This window comes from Microbacterium sp. NPDC055599 (genome assembly GCF_053618975.1).
In genome coordinates, this window is the sequence record NZ_JBSHIM010000003.1 from 41,036 (window position 1) to 64,710 (window position 23,675).

Annotated in this window: 20 protein-coding genes; 7 read left to right on the plus strand and 13 right to left on the minus strand. The window is 72.5% G+C overall.

Features of this window, described 5'->3' with window-relative positions:
* Positions 1 to 156 precede the first annotated feature (156 nt).
* Entirely contained in the window at positions 157 to 1,473 is a 1,317-nt protein-coding gene (locus ACWGQ1_RS03255) for a PqqD family peptide modification chaperone (RefSeq protein ID WP_452312322.1), read from the minus strand.
* 152 nt (positions 1,474 to 1,625) lie between these two features.
* Here ACWGQ1_RS03255 and ACWGQ1_RS03260 point away from each other — a divergent pair, with 152 nt between their 5' ends.
* Positions 1,626 to 2,906: a nucleotide sugar dehydrogenase gene (locus ACWGQ1_RS03260; protein WP_452312323.1), complete on the plus strand. Its 1,281-nt coding sequence runs from the start codon at positions 1,626 to 1,628 to the stop codon at positions 2,904 to 2,906.
* A gap of 22 nt (positions 2,907 to 2,928) precedes the next feature.
* On the opposite strand, the gene ACWGQ1_RS03265 is transcribed toward ACWGQ1_RS03260, so the two are convergent.
* Together ACWGQ1_RS03265 and ACWGQ1_RS03270 are read right to left on the minus strand one after the other, a co-directional pair.
* Positions 2,929 to 4,080 carry a glycosyltransferase gene (locus ACWGQ1_RS03265; protein ID WP_452312324.1) on the minus strand — a complete coding sequence of 384 codons (1,152 nt, stop codon included), beginning with the start codon at positions 4,078 to 4,080 and terminating at the stop codon, positions 2,929 to 2,931.
* A complete protein-coding gene (locus tag ACWGQ1_RS03270; RefSeq protein ID WP_136028746.1) occupies positions 4,077 to 5,405 on the minus strand; it encodes a hypothetical protein in 1,329 nt (442 codons plus the stop codon). The genes ACWGQ1_RS03265 and ACWGQ1_RS03270 overlap by 4 nt, the downstream gene beginning before the upstream one ends.
* 174 nt (positions 5,406 to 5,579) lie before the next feature.
* Between ACWGQ1_RS03270 and gmd the strand changes: the two genes are divergently transcribed.
* Genes gmd through ACWGQ1_RS03290 form a run of 4 tightly spaced genes read left to right on the plus strand, consistent with a single transcriptional unit; the run spans position 5,580 to position 10,119 of the window.
* Positions 5,580 to 6,590, plus strand: a complete 1,011-nt coding sequence (gene gmd / locus ACWGQ1_RS03275) for a GDP-mannose 4,6-dehydratase (protein WP_136028747.1) — start codon at positions 5,580 to 5,582, stop codon at positions 6,588 to 6,590.
* 2 nt (positions 6,591 to 6,592) lie between these two features.
* The gene (locus tag ACWGQ1_RS03280) at positions 6,593 to 7,777 is read left to right on the plus strand and encodes a glycosyltransferase (protein WP_136037175.1); all 1,185 of its coding nucleotides are present in this window, start codon (positions 6,593 to 6,595) and stop codon (positions 7,775 to 7,777) included.
* Entirely contained in the window at positions 7,774 to 8,889 is a 1,116-nt protein-coding gene (locus ACWGQ1_RS03285; protein ID WP_136028749.1) for a DegT/DnrJ/EryC1/StrS family aminotransferase, read from the plus strand. The genes ACWGQ1_RS03280 and ACWGQ1_RS03285 overlap by 4 nt, the downstream gene beginning before the upstream one ends.
* 6 nt (positions 8,890 to 8,895) lie before the next feature.
* Complete coding sequence (locus ACWGQ1_RS03290) at positions 8,896 to 10,119, plus strand: MATE family efflux transporter (RefSeq protein ID WP_136028750.1); 1,224 nt, start codon at positions 8,896 to 8,898, stop codon at positions 10,117 to 10,119.
* Positions 10,120 to 10,130: 11 nt separating this feature from the next.
* Here the strand turns inward: ACWGQ1_RS03290 and wecB are convergent, their stop codons facing one another.
* From wecB to ACWGQ1_RS03335, 9 genes are all read right to left on the minus strand, one after another.
* Complete coding sequence (gene wecB, locus ACWGQ1_RS03295; protein ID WP_452312325.1) at positions 10,131 to 11,261, minus strand: non-hydrolyzing UDP-N-acetylglucosamine 2-epimerase; 1,131 nt, start codon at positions 11,259 to 11,261, stop codon at positions 10,131 to 10,133.
* Between the two features lies 1 nt (position 11,262).
* Positions 11,263 to 12,357, minus strand: a complete 1,095-nt coding sequence (locus tag ACWGQ1_RS03300; RefSeq protein ID WP_452312326.1) for a polysaccharide biosynthesis C-terminal domain-containing protein — start codon at positions 12,355 to 12,357, stop codon at positions 11,263 to 11,265.
* Positions 12,354 to 13,406, minus strand: a complete 1,053-nt coding sequence (locus ACWGQ1_RS03305; protein ID WP_136028753.1) for an SDR family NAD(P)-dependent oxidoreductase — start codon at positions 13,404 to 13,406, stop codon at positions 12,354 to 12,356. The genes ACWGQ1_RS03300 and ACWGQ1_RS03305 overlap by 4 nt, the downstream gene beginning before the upstream one ends.
* Positions 13,403 to 14,623: a glycosyltransferase family 4 protein gene (locus ACWGQ1_RS03310; RefSeq protein ID WP_168443169.1), complete on the minus strand. Its 1,221-nt coding sequence runs from the start codon at positions 14,621 to 14,623 to the stop codon at positions 13,403 to 13,405. Before ACWGQ1_RS03310 ends, ACWGQ1_RS03305 begins: the two co-directional genes overlap by 4 nt.
* Positions 14,620 to 15,285 carry a NeuD/PglB/VioB family sugar acetyltransferase gene (locus ACWGQ1_RS03315; RefSeq protein ID WP_136037172.1) on the minus strand — a complete coding sequence of 222 codons (666 nt, stop codon included), beginning with the start codon at positions 15,283 to 15,285 and terminating at the stop codon, positions 14,620 to 14,622. The genes ACWGQ1_RS03310 and ACWGQ1_RS03315 overlap by 4 nt, the downstream gene beginning before the upstream one ends.
* Complete coding sequence (locus ACWGQ1_RS03320) at positions 15,278 to 15,898, minus strand: sugar transferase (protein ID WP_136028756.1); 621 nt, start codon at positions 15,896 to 15,898, stop codon at positions 15,278 to 15,280. The genes ACWGQ1_RS03315 and ACWGQ1_RS03320 overlap by 8 nt, the downstream gene beginning before the upstream one ends.
* On the minus strand, positions 15,895 to 17,025 hold the full coding sequence (locus ACWGQ1_RS03325) for a DegT/DnrJ/EryC1/StrS family aminotransferase (protein WP_205814426.1): 1,131 nt from the start codon (positions 17,023 to 17,025) through the stop codon (positions 15,895 to 15,897). Before ACWGQ1_RS03325 ends, ACWGQ1_RS03320 begins: the two co-directional genes overlap by 4 nt.
* Entirely contained in the window at positions 17,022 to 18,896 is a 1,875-nt protein-coding gene (locus ACWGQ1_RS03330) for a polysaccharide biosynthesis protein (protein ID WP_206251697.1), read from the minus strand. The genes ACWGQ1_RS03325 and ACWGQ1_RS03330 overlap by 4 nt, the downstream gene beginning before the upstream one ends.
* A gap of 88 nt (positions 18,897 to 18,984) precedes the next feature.
* The gene (locus tag ACWGQ1_RS03335) at positions 18,985 to 20,151 is read right to left on the minus strand and encodes a hypothetical protein (RefSeq protein ID WP_452312327.1); all 1,167 of its coding nucleotides are present in this window, start codon (positions 20,149 to 20,151) and stop codon (positions 18,985 to 18,987) included.
* Between the two features lie 71 nt (positions 20,152 to 20,222).
* On the opposite strand from ACWGQ1_RS03335, the gene ACWGQ1_RS03340 reads away from it, so the two are divergent.
* The gene (locus ACWGQ1_RS03340) at positions 20,223 to 21,587 is read left to right on the plus strand and encodes a polysaccharide biosynthesis tyrosine autokinase (RefSeq protein ID WP_136028758.1); all 1,365 of its coding nucleotides are present in this window, start codon (positions 20,223 to 20,225) and stop codon (positions 21,585 to 21,587) included.
* 103 nt (positions 21,588 to 21,690) lie between these two features.
* Positions 21,691 to 23,154, plus strand: coding sequence for a polysaccharide biosynthesis tyrosine autokinase (locus ACWGQ1_RS03345; protein WP_136028759.1), 1,464 nt, complete (start codon positions 21,691 to 21,693; stop codon positions 23,152 to 23,154).
* 17 nt (positions 23,155 to 23,171) lie between these two features.
* Here the strand turns inward: ACWGQ1_RS03345 and ACWGQ1_RS03350 are convergent, their stop codons facing one another.
* Positions 23,172 to 23,615, minus strand: a complete 444-nt coding sequence (locus tag ACWGQ1_RS03350; RefSeq protein WP_136028760.1) for a GtrA family protein — start codon at positions 23,613 to 23,615, stop codon at positions 23,172 to 23,174.
* Positions 23,616 to 23,675 lie beyond the last annotated feature (60 nt).

Sequence of the window (23,675 nt, forward strand, 5' to 3'; positions counted from 1 at the left end):
TTGGTGTCTGTGGAGGAGACAGGGGTGTGCGCAAGGAGACCGGTGGTGTAGGTCGACAGCGCGCTCGACGCCGCCGCGGCGGGCGGTGCGTGCTGCTCCCCCGTCATCGCGCTCCCCTCCGCTCGCGGCGCCCCGCGGCCGCCCCTGATGCGCGCCTCACGGTCGCACGACCAGTCGTGCCCGCTCGAGCGATGCCAGCAGCGCATCCACGTCGTCCGCGACCACCGCGGGCTCCACCCCGTACTGTGCCGCGAGCTCGTCCAGCAGTCGCGTCCGCTGGACCGCACGCCGCTGCACCAGCACGTGCCACACCGACTGGGCGGAGTCGCGCAGGGCGAGGGGTGCGGCGGCCGGTGTCGACAGGTCGAGCGCCACGGTCGAGGCGCCGTGGTCGGCCCAGGTCGCGTGGTCCGCGATCCGCCAGCCGGGGTCGGACGACAGCAGTCCGCGGTCGAGGAGCCGGGCCACAGCCGCCGGAACCTCGGCGCTCGCGACGGCGTCCGCGTCGCCGGTCCAGACGGCGGACTCCGCGGCGTCGAGCACCACGACCGTGCCGCCGTCGTGCGCGGTGACCGTGCCGCCGTCGTGCGCGGTGAGGGCGACCACGCGCCCGCCCTCGGTCACGAGCGCATCGGTCACGCCCGCGCGGTGGAGCCGGGCCTCTCCGGACGCGGCGGTCAGCGGCTCGGCCACCGGGAGGGCTCGATGTCCGAGGCCGCGGGGACCGTGCGCCAGTGCGGCGAGGGCGGCGTGCGCGTCGTCGTCGTGCGGTGAACGCAGCTCGGCGACCCCCGTGTGCGCGACCAGCCGGGCGAGCGAGCGCAGCGGGTCGCGGGCACCGGGGAACGGCGGGGCCGCGGCGGCGAGGGCCGGGAGCACCCGTTCGAGCGCGACCGGCGTCGCATCCTCCGGCGGCACCGCGTCGTCGGCCAGGGTGGAAGGCAGCAGCACGCCCGCGAGGCGCAGCCGGGCCGGGGCCTCCGTCCGCTCATCGGCCGCGGAGGGCGCGACGGGCCCGTCGGCCGTCGGGACGGGTGCCGCACACGGGCGGAGGGTGCCGAGCGGATCGACCGCGACGAGCGTGCGGCCCCGGCTCACGAAACCGCCGTGGTGCGCTCCGGGCGGGAACGCCGCCGCGGCACCGCCGACGACCAGCACGGCGCGGTCGCCGCCGTCGGTGTCATCGACCAGCAGCGTCGCCTCGGGGGCCCAGACGTCGCGGTCGGCGAGCACCCGCCGTGCCGCAGTGAACACGGCGGCGCGCAGATCGGCGGCATCGGCCCCGGTGAGCTCGGCGAGGAACAGCGTGCGATCGACCGCCGCGCCCTCCGGGGCGACCGCGTCGGCCCAGCCGCGCAGGAGCGACGCCGCGCGGTCCTCGTCGCCACGATCGACCTCGACCGCGATGAACGCACCGGCGGCGTCGAGCACGCGACGCCGCGGCGACGCCGAACCTTCCCCCGCACTGTCCATCGGGTTCATTCAACCGCAGGAGGCGCGCCCCGGCGACGCGCGCGACGCCGTGTCCCCGACCGTCCGGGCCCGTCCGCGACCGGCCGGAATGCCGCATGACAGACTATGTTCGTCTCGGCGTGCTCGCGTCGCCCCGTCCGAATGGAGTCTCCATGCTCGACCGTTCCCGCCCCGTCGTCGTCATCGGACAGGGGTACGTCGGGCTTCCGCTCGCGATGCGCGCCGTGGAGGTCGGCTACACGGTGGTGGGGCTCGACCTCGACCGGGTGCGCATCGACGCGCTCGGCGACGGCCGGTCGTTCGTGGAGGACATCTCCGACGCGACCGTGCGCGCCGCGCTCGACTCTGGCCGCTACCGCGCCAGCGCCGACTACGACACCGCGCGCGCCTTCGGGGTCGCGGTCATCACCGTGCCGACGCCGCTCAAGGAGACGCTGCCCGACCTGTCGTTCATCGAGTCGGCCGCGGCGTCGCTCGCCCCGTTCGTCACCCCCGGCGCGACCGTGGTGCTGGAGTCCACCACGTACCCCGGCACCACGGAAGAGCTCATGGTGCCGCTGCTGGAGAAGGGCTCCGGCCTCACCGCCGGCACCGACTTCTTCGTGGGCTACAGCCCGGAGCGCATCGACCCGGGCAACCCGCGATGGAACTTCGTGAACACGCCCAAGGTCGTCTCGGGCATCGATGCCGATTCTCTCGCGCACGTCGACGCGTTCTACTCCTCGCTCGTCGAGCGCACGGTCCCGGTGTCCACGCCGAAGGAGGCCGAGCTCACCAAGCTGCTGGAGAACACGTTCCGCCACGTGAACATCGCCCTCGTCAACGAGCTCGCGGTGTTCGCCGACGAGCTCGACGTGAACGTGTGGGAGTCGATCGACGCCGCCGCGACCAAGCCGTTCGGCTTCATGAAGTTCACCCCGGGCCCGGGCGTCGGCGGGCACTGCCTCCCGGTCGACCCCAGCTACCTGTCCTGGCAGGTGCGGCGCACGCTCGGCAAGAGCTTCCGGTTCGTCGAGCTCGCGAACGACGTGAACGAGAACATGCCGGCGTATGTGGTGCAGCGCGTGATCGAGCTGCTCAACGCCGACCGCAAGGCGCTGAACGGCTCGACGGTGCTGCTCGCCGGGGTGGCGTACAAGAAGAACTCGGGCGACAGCCGGGAGTCCCCCGCGCTGCGGATCATCCAGCTGCTGGCCGACTTCGGCGCGACCGTCCTGGCCGCCGACCCGCACGTGGTGGAGGCGCAGTGGCCGCGGACGGCTGAGCGCCGCGAGCTCACCGCGGAGACCGTGGCCGAGGCCGATCTGGTGATCCTCGTGACCGACCACGACCGCTTCGACTTCGAGCTGCTCGAGCGCCAGGCGGAGGCGGGCGCCGTGACGGTGTTCGACACCCGCAACCGTCTCGGCAACCCGAGCGTGCACCGCCTCTGACCCGCGCGGCGCCGGCCGGAGGTCAGGGCAGCTCGGCGGCGAGCGCCGACGTCCACACGTGCGGCGGTCGCGGTCGTGCGCGCCACCGCTCGTAGGTCTCCCCGGCCGCCCGGCGGGAGGCCAGCCGCTCCTGCGGGGTCGCTGCCGCCTGCGCCTGCAGGGCCTGCGTCCACGGCGCCACCGCCCGCTCGACCACCACGCCACCGCCCCCCGAGAGCACGTCGGTCCACGGCGTGTGCGGGGTGACGGCGACCGCGCACGACGCCGACAGGGCCTCCGCGATCACGTGGCCGAAGTTCTCGCCGGCCGTCGGCATGACCAGCAGCTCGTGCGACGCGAGCGTGGGAACGACGTCGTCGGGCGACACCGGGCCGTGGAACGTCACCGTGACGTGGTCGGGGAGGCCGCGCACGAGCTCCTCGCAGCGACGGAAGTAGGCGGCATCCTCCCGAGAGCCGTACACGCCGAGGTGCACGGGGGCCGTCACCGATGCCAGGGCCTCCAGGGCGAGGTGCAGCCCCTTGTGCTCCACGATGCGACCGAGGAACACCGCGCGCAGCGGACCCTCGACCGGCCGCGGTGCAGTGGCGGTCGCGGGCAGCAGGGTGTCGTTCTCCCGCTCGACGATCACGACCCGGTCGCCCCAGAGGCGGCGGATGTCGGCGGTCTCGTGCGGCGCCGTGGAGTGCCACACCACACGCCGCGGCAGGCCCAGCAGCCGGAACAGCCCCAGGTAGGCGCGCTTCTTGAGGCCGCGCCGGGAGAGCGCGCCGTCGCCGAACTCGCCGCGCGGGGCCAGCAGCACCCGCGAACGCCCCCAGAACCCGAGCCGCCACAGCACGAGCGGCGCGATCGACAGGCGGGGGTTCATGACGCTGTTGAGGTGGATCAGCTCCGGCCGGCGACGGCGCACGGCGCGGAGACCGCGCACGAAGCCGCCCACCGAGCCGAGCGCGGCGTAGTACACCTCGGCGCCGTCACGGCGGGTCCACCGGTCGGCGGGCACCGGGAGCGGGACGGTCTCGCCGAGGTCGCGGTCGGCGGTGAGCACGAGCGGGGCGAACGAGTCGGGGGCACCGTCGACCAGGGCGGCGATCGACCGCACGGGTCCCCCACCGCGGAAGGCCGGGGGGTAGTACGGGGCGAGCACGGCGACCCGCCGGGCCGCGGTCACGACGGCTCCTCGCCGGACGCGGCCGCCTTCGCCTCGCGCCGGGCCGCGCGGCGCTTGACCGCCGTCTTCTCCAGCAGCAGGAACAGCATCACCGGCAGGAAGGACACGAAGAACTGCAGCACGCCGATCGTGCGGTCGGGGAAGGTCGAGAACCACCCGAGCGGACCGCTGAAGACCAGCCCCATCAGCACGATGCGCAGCACGCTGAGGTCGCGTCCGCCGCGGAGGATCACGGCACCGATCAGCGCCCAGAACGCGTACCAGAGCAGCAGGTACACCGGGCCGCCCAGCACGTACGTGGTCGTGACGGGGAGGAAGGTGTAGGTGGAGGTGGCGCTTCCGCCCAGGTACATGTTGATCTTGATGCCGGTCGAGATCGGCGGCCGCTCGGGGTCGAGCACGCGCGGCACCAGGCCGTAGCGCAGCATCTCGATGGGTCCCGGCTGGCCGAGGTCGAGCGGCACCTCGGTCACCTCGGTGGCACGGGCGATCTGCTCGTCGAACCGCAGGCGGTCGAACGCGCCGACCTGGGTGCTCACGGCGACACCGGTCGACTGGCGCAGCTCGTTGCGGATGTCGAACGCGAGGGGCCACGCGACGAGCACCACCAGCAGCGCGATCACGGCGTACCGGATGCGGATCACGCCGAACAGCAGCAGCATCATCATCAGGCTCGTGGCGAACGCCATGAGCGAGGCGGTCAGCGCCGTCAGGTACGCCTCGATCCCCTGCCCGAGCACGACGACACCGATCCAGATCCAGAAGGTCCGCACCGACAGCTGCCCCGCGAGCCGGGCCGCGATCAGCAGCGCGACGCCCACCGTGGGCCACCCGCCGACGAGCGCCGAGGCCATCGCGAGCGGCGCGGACACGGCCACGAGCCCGATCTGCGACTGGATGGACCCCACGCCGGCCGCGGCGGACAGCACACCGACCGCCACCCCGACCGCGGTCACCACGAAGGCCACCCGGCGGAGGGCCGGGCCGTACTCGTTGAGGCGCGCGAGGGTGGCGTCGGGCCGGAGCTCGCCCCGCTCCCGCTGCCGGTCGATCCGCGACGACCGGGCGATCGCGATCAGCAGCTCGACGAACAGCGTGGCGGCGAGCGCGATCGCGAACACGCCGACGATGAATCCGAGGTGCTCGTTGTCGTTCCACACCGCCTGCGGCAGGATCAGCACGACGTACGGCAGGGCCAGGGCGACCGAGATCGGGAACGACCGGAACAGCCGCTGGAACCGCGGCGGACGACCGGCGGGGGCGGTCGCGACGTCGTCCTCGGACGAGGGTGCGTGCGCCTCCCGTGCACCGGAGAGTGTGTCCATCGAGAAGCCAGCTCGCCCTTCGTGCGGTTCGGATCCGGGGTGAGGGATCCGGCGAGGCCGACGACCGTCCGGCCGCGGGGCGGGCAGAACGGGCGAATCCCCCGACGCCCTAGGATAGTCACGATCCGGAACCGCCGGCAGACAAATCGCAGCTAGCACGCACAAAGGGCAGAGATGAAGAAGGCGCTCGTTACAGGTACGACCGGACAGGACGGCAGCTACCTCGTCGAACTCCTGCTCAGCAAGGGATACGAGGTCCACGGCACCAAGCGCCGCTCGTCCTCCTTCAACACCTCCCGGCTGGAGGAGGTGGCCAGGGCCGAGGGCCACCGGCCGTCCGACCTGATCCTGCACTACGCCGACCTGTCCGACTCCGGCTCGCTGACGAACCTCATCCGCGACGTGCAGCCCGACGAGATCTACAACCTCGGCGCCCAGAGCCACGTGGCGGTGTCGTTCGAGATCCCCGAGTACACGGCCGACGTGACCGGCGTCTCCACCATCCGCCTCCTCGAGGCCATCCGCGCGAGCGGCGTCGACTCGCGCTTCTACCAGGCGTCGTCGTCGGAGATGTTCGGCTCGACCCCGCCGCCGCAGAACGAGGAAACCCCGTTCCACCCGCGCAGCCCGTACGGCGTGGCGAAGGTCTTCAGCTACTGGGCCACCGTGAACTACCGCGAGGCCTACGGGCTGCACGCCTCGAACGGCATCCTGTTCAACCACGAGAGCCCCCGCCGCGGCGAGACCTTCGTCACGCGCAAGATCACCAGGGCGGTCGCGCGCATCGTCGAGGGCGTGCAGGACCGCCTGGTGCTCGGCAACCTCGACGCGGTCCGCGACTGGGGCTACGCGCCCGAGTACGTCGAGGCCATGTGGCTCATGCTGCAGCAGGACACGCCGGACGACTACGTGGTCGCCACGGGTGAGGCCCACACGGTGCGCGAGTTCGTGCAGGCGGCGTTCGAGCACGTGAACCTGAACTGGGAGGACTACGTCAGCACCGACCCGCGGTACGAGCGCCCCTCCGAGGTCGACGCGCTGATCGGCGACTACTCCAAGGCGGAGCGGCAGCTGGGCTGGAAGCCGACCACGACGTTCGCCGGTCTCGTGCAGCGCATGGTCGACGGCGATCTGGAGCAGGTGCGCGACGAGAAGGCCGGCAAGCACGTGCGGGTGGACATCTGAGCGTGCCCGACCTCACCCTCGACTTCACCTCGGTCAGCCCGAGCTCGGGCGGCGTCGGCGTGGTGGCGGCGGGGGTCGCGGAAGGCCTCGAGGCCGCCGACGTCCGCTTCCGCTGTCTGGTGAACGCCGAGGCCGCCGACGCCTGGGCCGAACGCCTCCCCTCGCTGACCTCGGCCATCGTCCCGGTGACGGTGGCGCTGAGCGCCACCAGCCGGTGGCAGCAGGCGCTACGACGCCTGGTGCCTCGATCGTCGCGGCTCGCGCAGCTGCTGATCGGGCGGGTGCGTGCCGTCCGGGCGCGTTCCACCTCCAGCGCCCTGGGCGACGGCGTGGTGTGGCAGCCGTTCCACCGCGTCCCCCTGGGCGGCGGACGCAGCGTGGTGACGGTGCACGACCTGCGGGTGTTCGAGCCGGGGCTGGCCTCGCCCATGGACCAGGAGATCATCGCGCGCAACGTCGAGGGCGCCGCGGCCGTGATCTGCAGCTGGGCGCACCCGTACGGCAGCCTGATCGAGCGGTTCCCGGCCGCGGCGGACAAGACCTTCCTCATCCCGCTGCCCGTGCTCAACAGCGGGCCCTGGACCGATCGCACCCTGCCGGACGGCGGCGCCCTGCGGCTGCTGCTGCCCGGCTTCGTCACGCCGCACAAGAACCACGAGGTGCTGGTGCGCGCGCTCCCGAAGCTCCCGGGCGCCGTCGCGGTGTTCACGGGCGCGGAGGACGGCACGCAGGGCGATCAGCTGCGCACGCTGGCCACCGAGCTGGGCGTCGCCGACCGCATCGAGTGGCTCGGCTTCGTCGACGCCGAGCGCCTGGAGGCGGAGTACGCCGCCGCCGACCTGCTCGTGATGCCCACGCGGTGGGAGGCGGCGAGCGGCCCGGTGTTCGAGGCGATCGTGCGCGGGCTGCCGTTCGTGGCGAGCCGCATCCCCCCGATCACCGCCCAGCTCGCGACGCTCGGCCTTCCCGCCCCCACGTTCGATCCCGACGCCCCGGACGAGCTGGTCGCGGCGATCCGGGAGGCGACCGCGGACCACGCGGCGTTCGTCGACCGGCTCCGTCCGCTCAGCGCGGAGCTGCGCGCGCGCACCTGGCGGCAGATGGCGCAGGAGTACGACCAGGTGTTCGCCTGGGCGGGCGGGCGCGGCGACAAGCCGCAGCACCTGACGAGAGGCGACCACGCATGATCCCCGTTTCGGAACCCGACCTCGGCGACCTCGAGCGCCGGTACCTGCTCGACGCGTTCGACAGCGGCTGGATCTCGTCCCGCGGCGCGTACGTCGAGCGCGCGGAGGAACTGCTGTCGCAGCTCACCGGCGCCCCGCACGCGGCCGTGTGCAACAACGGCACGACCGCGCTGCACCTCGCGCTGCTCGCCGCGGGCATCGGCGAGGGCGACGAGGTCGTCATCCCCGGGCTCACCTACGTGGCCACGCTCAACGCCGTCTACTACGTGCGGGCCACGCCGGTCGTGGTCGACGTGCGCGACGACACCTGGTGCATCGACCCGGAGGCCGTGGAGCGCGCGATCACCCCGCGCACCAGGGCGATCCTGGCGGTCGACCTGTACGGGCAGACCGCCGACTACGACGCGCTGCGCCGGATCGCCGATGCGCACGACCTCGTGCTCATCGCCGACGCGGCCGAATCGCTCGGGGCGACGTGGGGCGGCAGGGCGGCAGGGTCCCTGGCCGACATCAGCACGTTCTCGTTCTTCGGCAACAAGGTCATCACCAGCGGCGAGGGCGGTGCGGTCACCACGCCCCGCGCGGACTTCCACGCCGCGGTCCTCCAGCTGCGCAACCAGGGCAACCACCCGACGCGGCGCTACTTCCACGACATGGTCGGCTACAACTACCGCATGACCAACGTCGCCGCGGCCATCCTCACCGCCCAGCTGGAGCGCGCCCCCGAGCTCATCGCGCAGCGCCGCCGCGTGGTCGCCGAGTACGAGCGCCTCCTGAGCGGCGACGACCGCGTGCGCGCGCAGGACACCGCCCCCGGGGCCTCGCCGACGCCGTGGATCTACTCCGTGCGCCTGGTGGGACGCTCCGCGGCCGAGCGCGACGCGGTGATCGCGGCGCTCGCGGACCGCGGCATCGAGTCGCGACCGGTCTTCCCGCTCGTGCAGGACATGCCGTTCGTGCCCGAGGCGCAGCGCGCGCAGACCCCGATCGGGGCGGCGATCTCGCGCGAGGGCATCAGCCTGCCGACCTTCCCGCGGCTCGACGATGCGGCCGTCGCCGAGGTCTGCACGGCCCTGCAGGACGCGCTGACCGCCCTGCGCACCGACGGCTAGGCACCCGTGGCCGCACGCCTGCTCCCCGGCCTGCCCGGCAGCCGCCGCCTGATCTTCGCGGTCGGCGGCAACGGCATGGTCAGTCTGGCGAGCCTGGCGCTGTCGATCACGGTCGCCCGGGCGTCGTCGGTCCCGGTGTTCGCGGCGTTCTCGCTCGCGATGGTCGCGTACCTGTTCGGGTCGGGGCTCATCCGGTCCGCGCTCACCGACTCGGCCCTGTCCCGTCCGGCCGACCGCGACACGTTCGACCGCAGCTTCCGGCGGGCCTCGCTCGTCGCGCTGGCCGGGGCCGTGGTCGTGGTGGTGTGGGGCCTCGTGACGGCGAACACGTTCCTGGTGGTGCTGGGGGTCGCGTTCCACGGCCTCATCGTGTTCGACTTCCTGCGCACGTTCGACTCCGCCGCCGGGGCCGCGGGTCGGGCGATGGTGGCCACGACCGCGTGGTCGGTGCTGACGATCGCGGCCGCGGTGCTGTCGATCGCCGGGCATCTCGACGCCGGTGTCGTGTTCGTGGTGTGGGCCGCGAGCGGGGCGCTGGCCGGCTACGTCCTGATGGCGGTCGCGCGCACCCCCGTCCTCCCCGGCTGGTCGCGGCACCGCGCCGACACCAGGGTGAGCGGGCTGTTCGCGCTCGACTACGCCGTCGGCTCGGGCGGCGCGCTGTTCACCACCGGACTGCTGGGCCTCGTGTCCGACGGACGGGTGCTGGGCGCGGTGCGCGGTGCGGGCACGCTGCTCGGCCCGCTGAACCTGATCGCGACGACCGTCCGCTCCCTGCTGCTGCCGTTCCTGTCGCGCCGCGACGACGTGCAGGGCCGGCAGATCCGCGCGGCGCTGCGGGTCGCGCTGCTGCAGGTGGCGGTGCTCGCGCCGTTCCTGGTCGCGCTGCAGTTCCTGCCGGACGCGTGGGGCGAGCAGCTGCTCGGCGACACGTGGCAGCTCGCGAGCCTGGCCCTGCTGCCGCTGAGCCTGGAGGCGGTCTTCGCCCTGATCGGCGCGGTCGCCAACTCCGGGCACCGGGTGGCCTTCGCCGGGGGTCGCAGCCTGGCACTGCGGCTCGCGGTGGGCATCCCCCGGCCGTTCGTGGTGCTCGCGTGCGCGCAGGTGTGGGGCATCCCCGGTGCGACGTGGTCGATGGCGGCGATCTCCGCGCTCAACGCCGTGGTGTGGTGGGCGAGCTACTACCACCTGTCGCGGCGGCCGCGCCCCGAGGCGCCGCCCGTCGCCTAGCGCGGCACGGCTCAGGCGTCGGCGCGCAGCAGTCCCAGGCGGCGCCGGTGCGAGGGCACCGTGCCGTGGATGAAGCTCACCACACGCTGCGCCGTGTCCTCGATCCGGTAGTCGGCCGGGGTCTCCGGGCGGCGCGCCCTGTCCAGCACGACCCGCACGGCGGCGAGCACGCGCTCGGGCTCGATGCCCGCGGTGACGATGGCCCCGGTGTCGATCGCCTCCGGCCGCTCGATGAAGTCGCGCAGCGTGACGGCGGGGAAGCCGAGCAGGCTCGACTCCTCACTGATCGTGCCGCTGTCCGACAGGACGAGCTTCGCGTCCTGCTGCAGCTTGACGTAGTCGTGGAAGCCGAACGGCGGGTGGAAGCGCACGTCATCGCTCTCGGCGATGCCCAGGGCCTCCAGGCGCTTGCGCGTGCGGGGATGGGTCGAGACCAGCACGGGCAGCCCGTACTCGGCGCTCAGGGCGTGCAGCGCGTCGACGGCGGCGCGCAGGCGCTCCGGGTTGTCGACGTTCTCCTCGCGGTGCAGGCTCACCAGGAAGTACTCCCCCGGCTCCAGGCCCGCACGGGTCACGGCGTCGCTCGCGTCGATCTGCTCCCTGTTCTGCGCCAGCACCTCGCGCATGGGCGAGCCGGTCAGCAGGATGCGCGAGGGATGCAGCCCCTCCGCGAGCAGGTTGCGCCGCGCGTGCTCGGTGTAGACGAGGTTGTAGTCGGCGACGTGGTCGACCAGACGGCGGTTGGTCTCCTCCGGCACGTTCTCGTCGAAGGAGCGGTTTCCGGCCTCCATGTGGAACACCGGGACCTTCAGCCGCTTGGCGATGACCGCCGAGATGCAGCTGTTGGTGTCTCCCAGCACCACGAACGCGTCGGGCTTCTCGGTGCGCAGCACCTCCTCGGTCTTCGCGAGGATGGAGCCGAGCGCCGCCCCGAGCGACGACGTGTCCGCCTCCAGGAAGTGGTCGGGCCGGCGCAGGCCGAGGTCTTCGAAGAACACCTCGTTGAGCTCGTAGTCGTAGTTCTGCCCGGTGTGCACGAGCACCTGGTCGGTGTGCTCGTCGAGCATCTTGATCGTGGCGGAGAGGCGGATGATCTCGGGTCGGGTGCCGACCACGGTCATCACCTTGAGCTTGTCGGCCATGTCACACTGCCTCGGCAATCGTGTCGGGGTTCGCGGGGTCGAAGATGTCGTTCGTCCAGAACGAGGTGTAGAGCACGTCGTCCCCGATGTTGGTGATGTTGTGCGCCCAGAGGGTCGGCATGTCGACCGCGCCCGGCGCCTCGCCCGAGACCTCGAACGACACGACCTCCTCAGAGTACAGGCGGCGCAGCGAGATGCGGGCCCGCCCCTGCAGCACCGTGAAGCGCTCGATCTTGCGGCGGTGGAAGTGGTCGCCGCGGGTCACGCCGGGCACGGTGGTGGAGAACGACGACTGTCCGGGCCCCCCGTGCGACCGGATGATCTCGAAGAACGAGCCGCGGGCGTCGGCGTGCCGCGTGAGGTCGATCGGCGACTGCGCCGGGAACGTGTACGAGCGGTACGTGTTGAACAGGTCGCGGTCGAAGTCGTCCGCGACGCTCGGGATCTCGCCGCGGCGGTACAGCTCCGCGTATCCCTGCAGCCGCGCGAGCAGCCCGGACACGGTCTCGTGGCGCTCGCGCCCGGCCATCCCCGCCACCGACACCGCGCCGCGCAGCACGTCGGCCGCGTCCTGCGCGTGCAGCAGCGTGAGCTCCCTGTCCTGCTCGACCACCGGGCTCTCCCCCGCGGCGACCAGGTGGCTGAACGTCGCGGTGACGGCGTTGTAGAACGGACGGCCGTGCTCGCCGAAGAGGTTGGGCAGGCGCACGTCGACGAACTCCGCGCCGATCTCGGCCGCCGCCGCGGAGAGCACCCCGGCCGCGCGGGCCTTCGCCTCCCCGTACACCGAGCCGTTGCCCGCCTGGATCGAGTTCGCGAACACGACCACGGGCGGCGGGTTCGCGGCGGTCCGGAGAGCGGAGGCCACCTGCTCGGCGAACGCGAGGTTGCCGGCGCCGACCTCCTCGTCGGTGCCGCGGTTGACCCCGGCGATGTGGATCACCCGGTCGGCACCGTCGACCGCCGTGATCGCGGCGGCCGCATCGACGCCCGCACCGAGGGCGATCGGCGCCACCTCGACGCCCGCCTCGAGCAGCGCGCCGCGCAGGTGCCAGCCCAGGAACCCGCCGGCCCCGGTGACCGCGAACCGGGTCACGCCTGCGTCCCGCGGGTCTCCGGCAGTCCCGCGGCCCGCAGCTCGGCGCGCACCTCGGGCAGCGTCAGCAGCAGCTCCTCGACCTCGCCCACCGACATCTGCTCGACCGTGTGCGAGTCGTAGTCCTCGAAGCGGCTCTGGGCGACGTCGCCCTCCTCGAAGTACACGCTGTAGTTGAGGTCGCGGTTGTCGGCCACCACGCGGAAGTAGTCGCCCATGTCCCGCGCGCGCGACAGCTCCTCGCGCGTGGCGAGCGCCTCCGACAGCTTCTCCGCATGACGGGTGCCGATCACCTCGACCTTCGCGTCGGAGCGGAACAGGTTGAGCACGGCCTGGGCGAGGTTCCCGATCGAGGTGGCCTTCGCCTTGCGCACGAACAGGTCGCCCTGCTGCGCGTTGCGGAAGGCGAACTCGACCAGGTCGACCGAGTGCGCGAGCGACATCATGAACCGGGTCATGTCGGGGTTCGTGACCGTGATGTTCCCGCCCGACTGGAGCTGGCGGATGAACAGCGGGATCACGGAGCCGCGCGAGTACATCACGTTGCCGTAGCGCACGCACGACACGGTGGTGGCGGTGTTGGGGTTGTTGAGCCCGTGCGACTGCGCCACCTTCTCCATCAGCGCCTTCGACATGCCCATCGCGTTCACCGGGTACACGGCCTTGTCGGTGCTGAGCGCCACGACCGAGGAGACGCCGTTGCGGTCGGCGGCCCGCACCACGTTCTCGCTGCCGTGCACGTTGGTGCGCACGGCCTCCATCGGGAAGAACTCGCACGAGGGCACCTGCTTGAGCGCGGCCGCGTGGAAGATGAAGTCCACGTCGCGGGTCGCCCGCTCCACGCTGTCGTAGTCGCGCACGTCGCCCACGTAGAACCGCAGCCGGGAATCGCGCACCTCGTGCCGCATCAGGTCCTGCTTGGCCTCGTCGCGGCTGAAGATGCGGATCTCGGCGACGTCGCGCTCGAGCAGCTTGCGCGCCACGGTGTGCCCGAACGAGCCGGTGCCGCCCGTGACCAGGACCCGCGCGCCGTTGTAGGAGTCGCTCATCGTGTGCCCGTTCCCTTCGCCGCTGCCGTGAGCAGCCGTTCGATCGTGGATATCCCGGATTCGCGGGAGAAGCTGGTGTCGTACAGGTCGCGGCCGCGGCGGCCCATCGCGGCCCGCTCCTCGGCGGGAAGGGCGGCGGCGGCGCGGAAGGCGTCCGCCATCGAGCCTACGTCCTCGGCATCGGCGGTCAGCCCGGCCGCCGCACCCTCCACGAGCGCGCGCACATCGCCCTGCACGGTCGTGATGACCGGGAGGCCGGCCGACAGCACGGCCTGCAGCTTGGACGGGATCGTGCCGCGGAAGACCGGCATGTCCTTGAGCGACACGAGCGCGTAGTCGGCGGCCGCGTACACCTCCGCCATGCGCTCGCGCGGCACCGGGTCGAGGAAGCGCACGTTGTCGGCACCGAGCTCGTCCGCGAGCGCCCGCAGCTCGGGCTTGAGAACGCCGTCACCGACGATGGTCAGCACGACCCCGGCGTCGGCGGCGGCGTGGGCGGCGCGCACCGCGGTCGCGAGGTCCTGCATGTCGCCCACGTTGCCCGCGTACACCACGGCGGCGCGGTGCTCGTCGGCGGGCGGGAGCGCGGAGGTCACCGGCTCGCCCGCGTCGGCCCAGTTGTACACGAGGTGCGTGCGCGCGGCCGGAGCCCCGCGCGACACGAGCGTGCTCACCATGGTCGGCGCGATCCCGATCACGGCGCCCGCCCGGCGGTAGGCGCTGCGCAGCCACGGCCCCAGGGCTCCCGACACGACCCTGGCCTTGGTGCCGCCCGTCACCATCGACGAGCCCACGATCGAGTCGGGCCACAGGTCCTGCACGTGCAGCACGTAGGGGCGGCCCCCGGTGACGCGCCACAGCCACGGCCCGAAGCCGGCCGTCATCTGCGTGGCGTACACGTACACGACGTCGGCCCCGCGGGAGAGGCGTCGCGCGGTCGCAGAGCTGAGCGCGAACGACGCGTAGTTGAGTAGCCGGCGCACGGCGCTCTGCGAGTGGTCCGCGTACAGCGGCACCCGCCACACCTGCACGTCTCCGTCGCGCTCGATGGTGCGCCACCGCTGGCGGTACCCGGGGAACACGGTTCCGGTGGGGTAGTTCGGGAACCCGGTGAGCACCTTCACCCGGTGCCCGCGCTCGGCGAGGCCGTGCGCGAGGTCGGCGGGCAGCGGCACGGCCTCCGGCGGATAGTACTGCGAGACGATCAGGACCCTCACGCGTCGGTGTCCTTCGCCTGCACGCGCGCCGGGACCCCGACGACGGTGGTCCCCGCGGCGACGTCCCTGGTGACGCAGGCCGCGGCGCCGACCGTGGCACCCGCGCCCACCGTGAGCCCCTGCAGCACCACGGAACCGGCGCCGAGCAGCGTGCCGGTCTCGACGGTGACGTTGCCCGACACGATCGCGCCGGGGTTGACCGACACGTGCTCGGCGAGCACCGCGTCGTGTCCGATGATGCACGCGGGGTTGAGGTGCACGTGGTCGCCGAGGGTCACGTTGGTCGACACCTGCACGCCGGCCGTGATCACCACGCCCTCCCCGACCTGCGCCTGCGTGCCGATCACGGCGCTCGGATGGATCAGCGTGGCGGCGCGCAGCCCCGACGCCCGCAGCCGCTCCGCGACCCGGCGGCGGATCTCCGGCGCGCCGATCGCGACCACGAACCGCTCGTCGCCGTCCGCAGCGGGCAGCCACTCGTCCTCCCCGCCGAGGAAGCGCACCCCGCGCGCGGCGAGGCGCTCCAGCTCCACGGCCCGCGGTCCCGCATCGACCACGCCGACCAGCTCGAGGTCCGCGCCGGCCGCGATCATCGCCGCCAGCACGTCGAGCGTCTCGCGACCGAAGCCGCCCGCTCCCAGCACCACGATCCGCTCAGTCATGCGTCTCTCCGAACCTGCTCATGGTCACGTGCCCGTCGGCCGAGATGCCGTCCCGGCGCACGACAGAGCCGACCGTCGCGACGACGATCCGCAGGTCGAGCCCGACACTGCGCCGGTCGACGTACCGCACATCCTGCGCGAACCGGCTCTCCCACGTGACCGCGTTGCGTCCCGTCACCTGCGCGAGCCCGGTGATGCCGGGGCGCACCTCATGCCGCCGTGCCTGCTCCGGCGTGTACCGGTCGAGGTACTCGACCAGCAGCGGCCGCGGGCCGACGATGCTCATGTCCCCCCGCAGCACGTTCCACAGGCTGGGCAGCTCGTCCAGGCTCGTCGAGCGCAGCCGGGCCCCGAACGGCGTGAGGCGCTCGGCGTCGGTCACCCACCCGCGCGCCGGGTCGACCGGGCGCATCGAGCGGAACTTGTAGAGCGTGAAGAGGCGGCCGTCGCGCCCCGGTCGCGGCTGCGCGAACACCACGGGCCGCCCGAGTCGCACCGCCACGAGCACGGCCGTCGCCACGATCACCGGCGACAGCAGCACCAGGGCGACCGCGGAGACCACGACGTCGAGCGCGCGCTTGACCGCGTCGTACGGGCGGAACCGCGCGCTCATCGGTCCAGGAAGCCGCGGATGGCCGTGACCACGCGCTCGCGCTGGGCGTCGGTGAGCGCCGAGCCGCTGGGCAGCGTGAGACCGCGGGCGAACAGCCGCTCCGACGCGCCGCTGCTCTTGCGCCTGGCGTCGGCGAACACGGGCTGCGCGTGCATGGGCTTCCACAGCGGGCGGCTCTCGATGCTGTCGGCGGTCAGGGCGGCGGCCAGCTCGGACGGCTCCCAGCCCGTGACGTCGGGGTCGACCAGGATCGACGTGAGCCACACGTTGTCGTGCTCGTCACCATCGGCACCGAACACCTCGACGCCGTCGACATCGGCGAACAGCTCCTTGTACAGCTCCCGCATCTCCCGGCGGCGCGCGATCATCGCGTCGAGCCGGGCGAGCTGGGCGCGTCCGAGCGCCGCGAGCAGGTTGCTCATGCGGTAGTTGTAGCCGATGTCGGTGTGCTCGTAGTGCACCACCGGCTGCCGGGCCTGCGTCGCGAGGTAGCGCACGTGCTGGGCGAGCTCGCCGTCGTCGGTCAGCAGCATCCCGCCGCCCGAGGTGGTCATGATCTTGTTGCCGTTGAACGACACGACCGAGGCGCGGCCGAAGCTGCCGGTCGCGCGACCCGCGTGGCTCGCGCCCAGCGACTCGGCGGCGTCGGACAGCACGGGCACCCCGTACTCCTCCGCGGCCGCCAGGATCGCGGTGTAGTCCACGGCCTTGCCCAGCAGGTCGACCGGCACGATCGCCGCGACCCGCTCCCCGGCGGCGCGGAGCTCGGCGAGGGCCTCGCGCAGCAGCGCCGCGTCCATGTTGCCCGTGCGCGGATCCGCGTCGATGAAGTAGGGCTCCGCACCCGTGTAGACGATCGCGTTGGCGGTCGCGGCGAACGTCATCGACGACGTGAGCACGACATCGCCCGGCTGCACGCCCATCGCCAGCAGCCCGAGGTGCAGGGCGGCCGTGCCGGAGCTGAGCGCAACGCCGTGCGCCACCCCGACGCGGTCGGCGAGCTCCCGTTCGAACGCGTCGACGTCGGGGCCGAGCGGAGCGATCCACCCGGAACGCATGGCCGCGACGACGGCCTGCTCCTCCGCCTCGCCGACGTCCGGCGACGACATGTAGATCCGCTCGCTCACTCCTGGGGTGCCTTTCCGATGCGTACGGGCTCGATCGTCACGGTGTCGTTGACGCGGGGGCTCGAGAACATCCGCCGCATCCACCCTTCCTTGTCGAGCCGCTCGGGCGTGATGGTGTCGACGCGCGTGTGCGACACCTTGGGGTGGAAGGGGCGCTCGAGGTTCTCGCGCGAACCCACCAGCTCCTCGTGCAGCTTCTCGCCGGGACGCAGCCCCGTGAACACGATCTCGATGTTCTTGCCCGACATCGCGATCATGCGCTTGGCGACCTCGAGGATCGACACCGGCTCCCCCATGTCGAGGATCAGCACCTCGCCCGCCCGGCCGATGCCGCCCGCCTGCACGACCAGCTGGCACGCCTCGGGGATCGTCATGAAGTACCGCGTGGCCTGCGGGTGCGTGACCGTGATCGGCCGCCCCTCGGCGATCAGGCGCTGGAACGTGGGCAGCATCGATCCGCGGCTGCCGATCACGTTCCCGAACCGCACCGAGAGGTACCGCATGCCGGTGTCCTCCCCCGCCCACGCCGTGAGCTTCTCGGCCACGCGCTTGGAGTGCCCGAGCACGCTCGTGGGGTTGGCGGCCTTGTCGGTGGAGATGTTGATGAACGTCGAGACGCCGACCCGGCGGGACGCGTTGATCACGTTCAGCGTGCCGAGGACGTTGGTCTTCCACGCCTCGTCGGGGTACTGCTCCAGCATCGGCAGGTGCTTGAGCGCCGCGGCGTGGAACACCACCTCCGGCTCCCGCTCCAGGAAGATGCGGTCGAGCGTGTCGGTGTCGCGGATGTCGGCCAGCACCACGTCGTTCGTGTCGAGCAGGCCGTGCCCCGCGGTGCCGAGCTGCGCGACCTGCAGTCCGGTCTCGTCGCGGTCGACCATGATCAGCTCGCGCGGGCCGTACTTGGCGATCTGGCGGCACAGCTCGGAGCCGATCGAACCGCCCGCCCCGGTCACCAGCACGCGCCGTCCGGTGATGTATCCGGCGATCAGCTCCACGTTGGTGTCGACGGGGTGCCGGCCGATGAGGTCTTCGATGCTGATGTCGCGCACGTCGGTGAGCGCCTTCTCGCCGGAGGTCATCATCTCCAGCGTCGGCGTGACGGCCACGCGCAGGCCGGCCGCCTCGGCCCGGTCGGCGAGCGTGCGCAGCAGGGTGCTGTCGGCGCGGGCGATCGCGATCACGGCGAGCTTGGCGCCGGTGCGCTGCGCCGCGTCGGCGAGCTCGCGCGTGGTGCCGACGACCGCGACGCCCCGCAGCCGCAGGTTGCGCTTGTCGGGGTCGTCGTCGAGCAGCCCGACGGGGCGGATCGGCGAGTTCGGGTCGGTGGTCATGTTGGCGAGCAGCTTGTCGCCGATGAAGCCGGCGCCGATGATGAGCGCGGGTTCGGCGTCGGCGCCCGGCTTGCGGGAGCGCTCGATCACCAGCCGCGCGGCGTAGCGCACCCCGAACATCAGCAGCAGGACGAACGGGAACGCGAGCATGAGGGTGCCGCGCGGGATGCCGACCAGGGGGCCGACCGGGATGAGGACCACCGAGAGCAGCAGCGCCTCGATCACGACGATCAGCGCGAGCGTCCTGACCTCGTCGAAGGATCCGTAGGTGAAGCGTCCGCGGTAGAGGGCCGTGGCGTACCCGACCACGATCTGGATGGCTCCGGCCACGAGCGCCAGCACGACGGCGGCGATCCACGAGTCCGCGTCCATCTGCAGCTCGAACCGCAGGGCGATCGCGATGACGACGCCGAAGCTCCACGCCAGACCGTCGACGATCGCGGCGAACCGGCGTCGTCGGCGCTGCGTGACCGAGCCCTCCGACAGGATCGCGATCTCGCCGGTGGACACGTCGCCCGCCGCGTCCTTCTTGCTCACGAGTGTGTCGCCCCCTCCGGACTTTCTTCACTCCCCTGGAGATATGGTCTCACAGGCAACGAGCAGGTCCGTGCGTTAGTGCTGTCGTTCAGCCGACGGGGTCGTCGGTACCGTCTCCCGGCGGCGTGTCTCCGCCCGTCCCCGGATCGGTCGACGGCGGAGGAGTGGAGCCGTCCGACGGCTGATCTTGCTGCCCGCCGGACTGCCCGCCCTGACGGCGCTGCGTGTCGGCGCGCTCCTGCTCGACCTCCGCGCGGAACTGGTCGTCGAGCAGCGCGGCGAACGCGTCGCGGTACGCCACGAGCGCGGCCTGCCCGCCGGGGGTCCACGGGTCGGACGCGGCGACCTGCGCGGCGGCGTCGGTCACGGCGGTGCGGAACGACCCCTCCGCCCGCTGCCGATCCGCCGTCGCCTCGGCCGCCGCCGGCACGGACGACGCGAGGTACGCGGTCACGGCCGGGGTGGCGGCGGGGCGCAGCGCGTCGAACGCCGTGCGGATCGTGCGCATCTCCGCGGTCGCCTGGTCGAGCGCGTCCAGGTCGCCCTGCGCGTCGTCGATCGCCTGCCCCACGTCGACGAGCGAGTTCTCGTCGATCTCGGCGCGGCGATACTCGGCGGGCAGCGCGGGCACGGTCACCGCGGCGAGCGCGGCGAGGTACCCGTCGAGGGCCGCGACGGCCGCCTCCTCCAGGGCCGGATCGGCCACCGCGATGACGTCGTCGTCCGACGACGACGCGGGATCGGGCACCGTGGCGGTGTCGACGATGGCGGTGCGCAGCGCGGTCGCCTCCGCCGTCTGGGTCCCGATGTCGGCGACGAGGGTGTCGCGGGCCGACGTCAACGCCTGGTGCGCGTTCTGGATGGAGGCCTCGTCCGCCTGGAGGGATTCGAGGGCGCTCGCTGCCGGGCTCGCGGTCGCTGCCTGGATCCCGCCGACGGTCGCGGCCGCGGCGACCGCGAGCACGGCGAGGGCGGCGGCGGCCGTGGTCAGCAGATCAGGGCGACGGCGCTGCCGCCGGGGTTCGCGCGCCGATCGGGGCGACTCCGCCGTGAACGGCACGGCCGTGCGCGCGGCGGCCTCCGCCATGCGCGCAAGCTCCCTGGTGTCCGCGAGCGGCGCCCGTGCGGGCTCGGAGCGGCGCGGTTCGCCGATCATCTCGCGCAGACGCCACCGGGTGTGGGTGTCGTCGAGCACGACGTCCGCGCGGTGATCCGAGCGCGGACCATCGGGGAAGAGATCGCGGAGTGCCGTCATGCTGCCCTTCGGGGAGTGGGTAGTCTCAGGAGACGATACCCCCGATCCGCACGACCGAGCACGGGAGAACCATGCAGTTCCAGGACTATCTCCGGATCCTGCGCCGCCAGCTCGTCATCATCCTGGCCGGTGCCGTGATCGGAGTGTCGGTCGGCGCCCTGATCGCCATGCTCACGCCGCAGCGCTACCAGGCCACCACCGAGGTCATGGTCACCGTGCAGCTGGGCGAGACCGCGAGCCCCACCGAGCGCGCGCTCGCCACGAGCTACGCCAACCAGGTCGTGCAGACCTACCGCGACGTCGTGACGAGCTCGATCGTGCTCGACCGTGTGATCGACGACCTCGGCCTCGACGTGGACCGGGCCGAGCTCGCGGCCGCCGCCGACGCCTCCGCCCAGCTCAACAGCGCGATCCTCTCGATCCGGGTCAGCGACACCAACCCCGGTCAGGCCGCACGGATCGCGAACGGCATCGCCGAGAGCTTCTCCGCCGTGGTCTCCGACACGCTCGAACTGCGGGAGCAGGAGACCTCTTACACCATCCACATCGTCACACTGCAGGCCGCCCAGGTGCCCACCACACCGGTCGCGCCCAACACGCAGCTGATGCTCGTGGTCGGCGGGCTCGTCGGTCTCGCGGTCGGCCTGGCGGTCGCCCTGCTGCGCTCGCTGCTCGATCAGCGGGTGCGCACCGATGCCGACGTGCAGGCGGCCCTCCCCGTCCCGCTCCTGGGGCGGATCCCGCTCGACCCCGACACCGCCGACCGCCCGCTGGCCGTCAGCTCCGTTCCGCAGAGCGCACGCGCCGAGGCGTACCGCAGCCTCCGCACCAACGTGCGCTTCCTGTTCGAGGACGGCAGGGGCGTGTTCGTGGTCACCAGCTCCGGGCCGGGCGAGGGCAAGTCGACCACCGCCGCCAACCTCGCGCTCGCGTTCGCCGACGCCGGGCACCGCGTCGCCCTGATCGACGCCGACCTGCGGCTGCCGCGCGTCGCCGACTACTTCGGGATCGAGGGCGGCATCGGACTGAGCGACGTGCTCGCCGGTCGCGTGCGCCTGAACGACGTGGTGCAGCGCTGGGGCCGCAGCTCGCTGTTCCTGCTGCCCGCCGGCTCCCTGCCGCCGAACCCCGCGGAGCTGCTCGGCTCCCCCGCCATGCAGCAGCTCGTCGACGCGGCGGGCGAGGCGTTCGACGTGGTCGTGATCGACGCCCCTCCGCTGCTGCTCGTGACCGACGCCGCCGTGATCGCCCGGGTGACCACCGGGGCGATCCTGATCGCGGCGGCCGGGGCGACGCAGGCCGGACGACTCGCCGCCGCCGCGAAGAGCATCGAGGCCGTCGACGCCCGGGTGCTCGGCACCGTGCTCACCAAGGCCCCGCTCGGTCGCAGGGAGCACAACGCCCAGACCTCGTACGCCGCCGCGGCGCCACGCTGACGCTCCGTCCGGCACGGCGCCCGCGCTGTGGGAGAATGACGGGATTTGACTCTGCGGTTCACCGTCGTCCGGGAGCCGCCCAGCAACAGAAGGAATCTGCCGCGTGGAACTTCGCGACTATGTGCGCATCCTGCACCGGAACTGGATCCTCATCCTGGTCCTGCTCCTCCTCGGCCTCGCGGGCGGTGCCGGGTACGCGGCTCTCCAGCAGCCCAAGTACGTCGCTTCGACGCAGCTGTACGTGTCGGTGCGCACCGAGGGCGCTGCGACCGGTGACCTCGTGCAGGGGACGACGTTCGCGCGCCAGATGGTGACCAGCTACGTCGACGTGGTGGGCACCGCGCTCGTGCTCGAGCCCGTGATCGAGGAGCTGGGCCTGGACGACAGCGTCGCCGAGCTGAGCGGCCGCATCACCGCCACGACCCCGCTGAACACGGTGCTGATCGACGTGAGCGCGACCGACGGCGACCCGGAGCGCGCGGCCGAGATCGCCAACGCGGTCGCCGTGAGCTTCCAGGACGCGGTGCAGAACACGCTCGAGCAGCCGGCGGTGGAAGACGCCGTGAGCCCCGTGCGCATCACCGTGACCGAGCCGGCCGAGGTGCCGACGGCCCCCACCAGCCCGAACGTGCGGCTGCTGGTCATCCTCGGCGGCATCATCGGACTCGCCCTGGGTGTGGCGGTGGCCATGCTGCGCACCGTGCTCGACAACCGCATCCACACACTCCACGACATCGAGGCCCTCACCGAGCGGCCCGTGCTCGGCGGCATCGCGTACGACCCGGAGGCGACCAAGCGTCCGCTGATCGTGCACGCCGACCCGCGCAGCCCGCGCGCCGAGTCCTTCCGCAGCCTCCGCACGAACCTCCAGTTCCTGAACCTCGACGCCGGTCCGCGCATCTTCGTGGTCTCCAGCGCCGGGCCCGGCGAGGGCAAGTCCACCACCACCGCCAACCTGGCCATCGCGCTCGCGGAGACCGGAGCCAGGGTCGCGCTCGTCGACGGCGACCTGCGCCTCCCCCGCGTCGCGGACTACATGGGCATCGAGGGCGGTGCGGGCCTGACCGACGTGCTGATCGGTCGCATGGACGTGGCCGATGCGCTGCAGAAGTGGGGCACCAGCGACCTCTACCTGCTGCCCAGCGGCCAGGTGCCGCCGAACCCGAGCGAGCTGCTCGGATCGGCCGCCATGGACCAGGTGCTCGCGTCGCTGGGCGAGTACTTCGACTACGTGCTGATCGACGCGCCCCCGCTGCTGCTCGTGACCGATGCCGCGGTGGTCGGCGCCAAGACGCGCGGGGTCATCCTCGCCGCCGCGTCGGGCAAGACCAGGAAGCAGGAGCTGTCCGGCGCGGTCCGCGCGCTGGAGACCGCCGGTGTCGCCCTGCTCGGCATCGTGGTGACCATGCTCCCGACCAAGGGTCCGGACAGCTACGGCTACGGCGCCTACACGTACGGTGCGACGCACGAGTCCGACGGCACCCCGGTGCATGCCGGACGGCATGCGTCCAAGCGCGGCCGCACCCGCACCTCGCGCACCGGGAAGCCCGCGAGGGTGCGGGCCTGAGCGCAGGCGCCGGCGGGTCAGTTCTTCGGAGCGACCCGGAACACCACGCCGTGGTAGAGCAGGAAGCGCAGCACCACGACGATCACGATGCTCGTGAGGTTCACGGCGTTGACGGCGATGGCGCCGGGGGTACGACCGAGGATGCCGGCCACGGCCTCCACCCCCACCCATACCAGGGCGGCGCCCAGGGCGGTGCACGCGGCGTTCACGGCCAGGAACAGGATCACCTCGGAGACCCGGCCGCGGCGGTCCCGGTGCCGGAACGTCCATTCGCGGTTGCCGATGTAGGCGTTGATCAGCGCGACGAGGGACGCGACGATCTTGGCCGCGACGACGTCCCACCCCCACACGTAGACGAGAAGATTGAAGACGCCGACCTCGATCAGGGTGCTGACGGCACCGACGACGAGGAACCGGCTGCCGACGCCGGCGAGGCGGCGCAGTCGTGAGGGAGGATTCATGGCTCAACTAGGCTACTTCCTGAACGCCTCCGCGCCCCGCCACCCCCATCCGAGGACCCC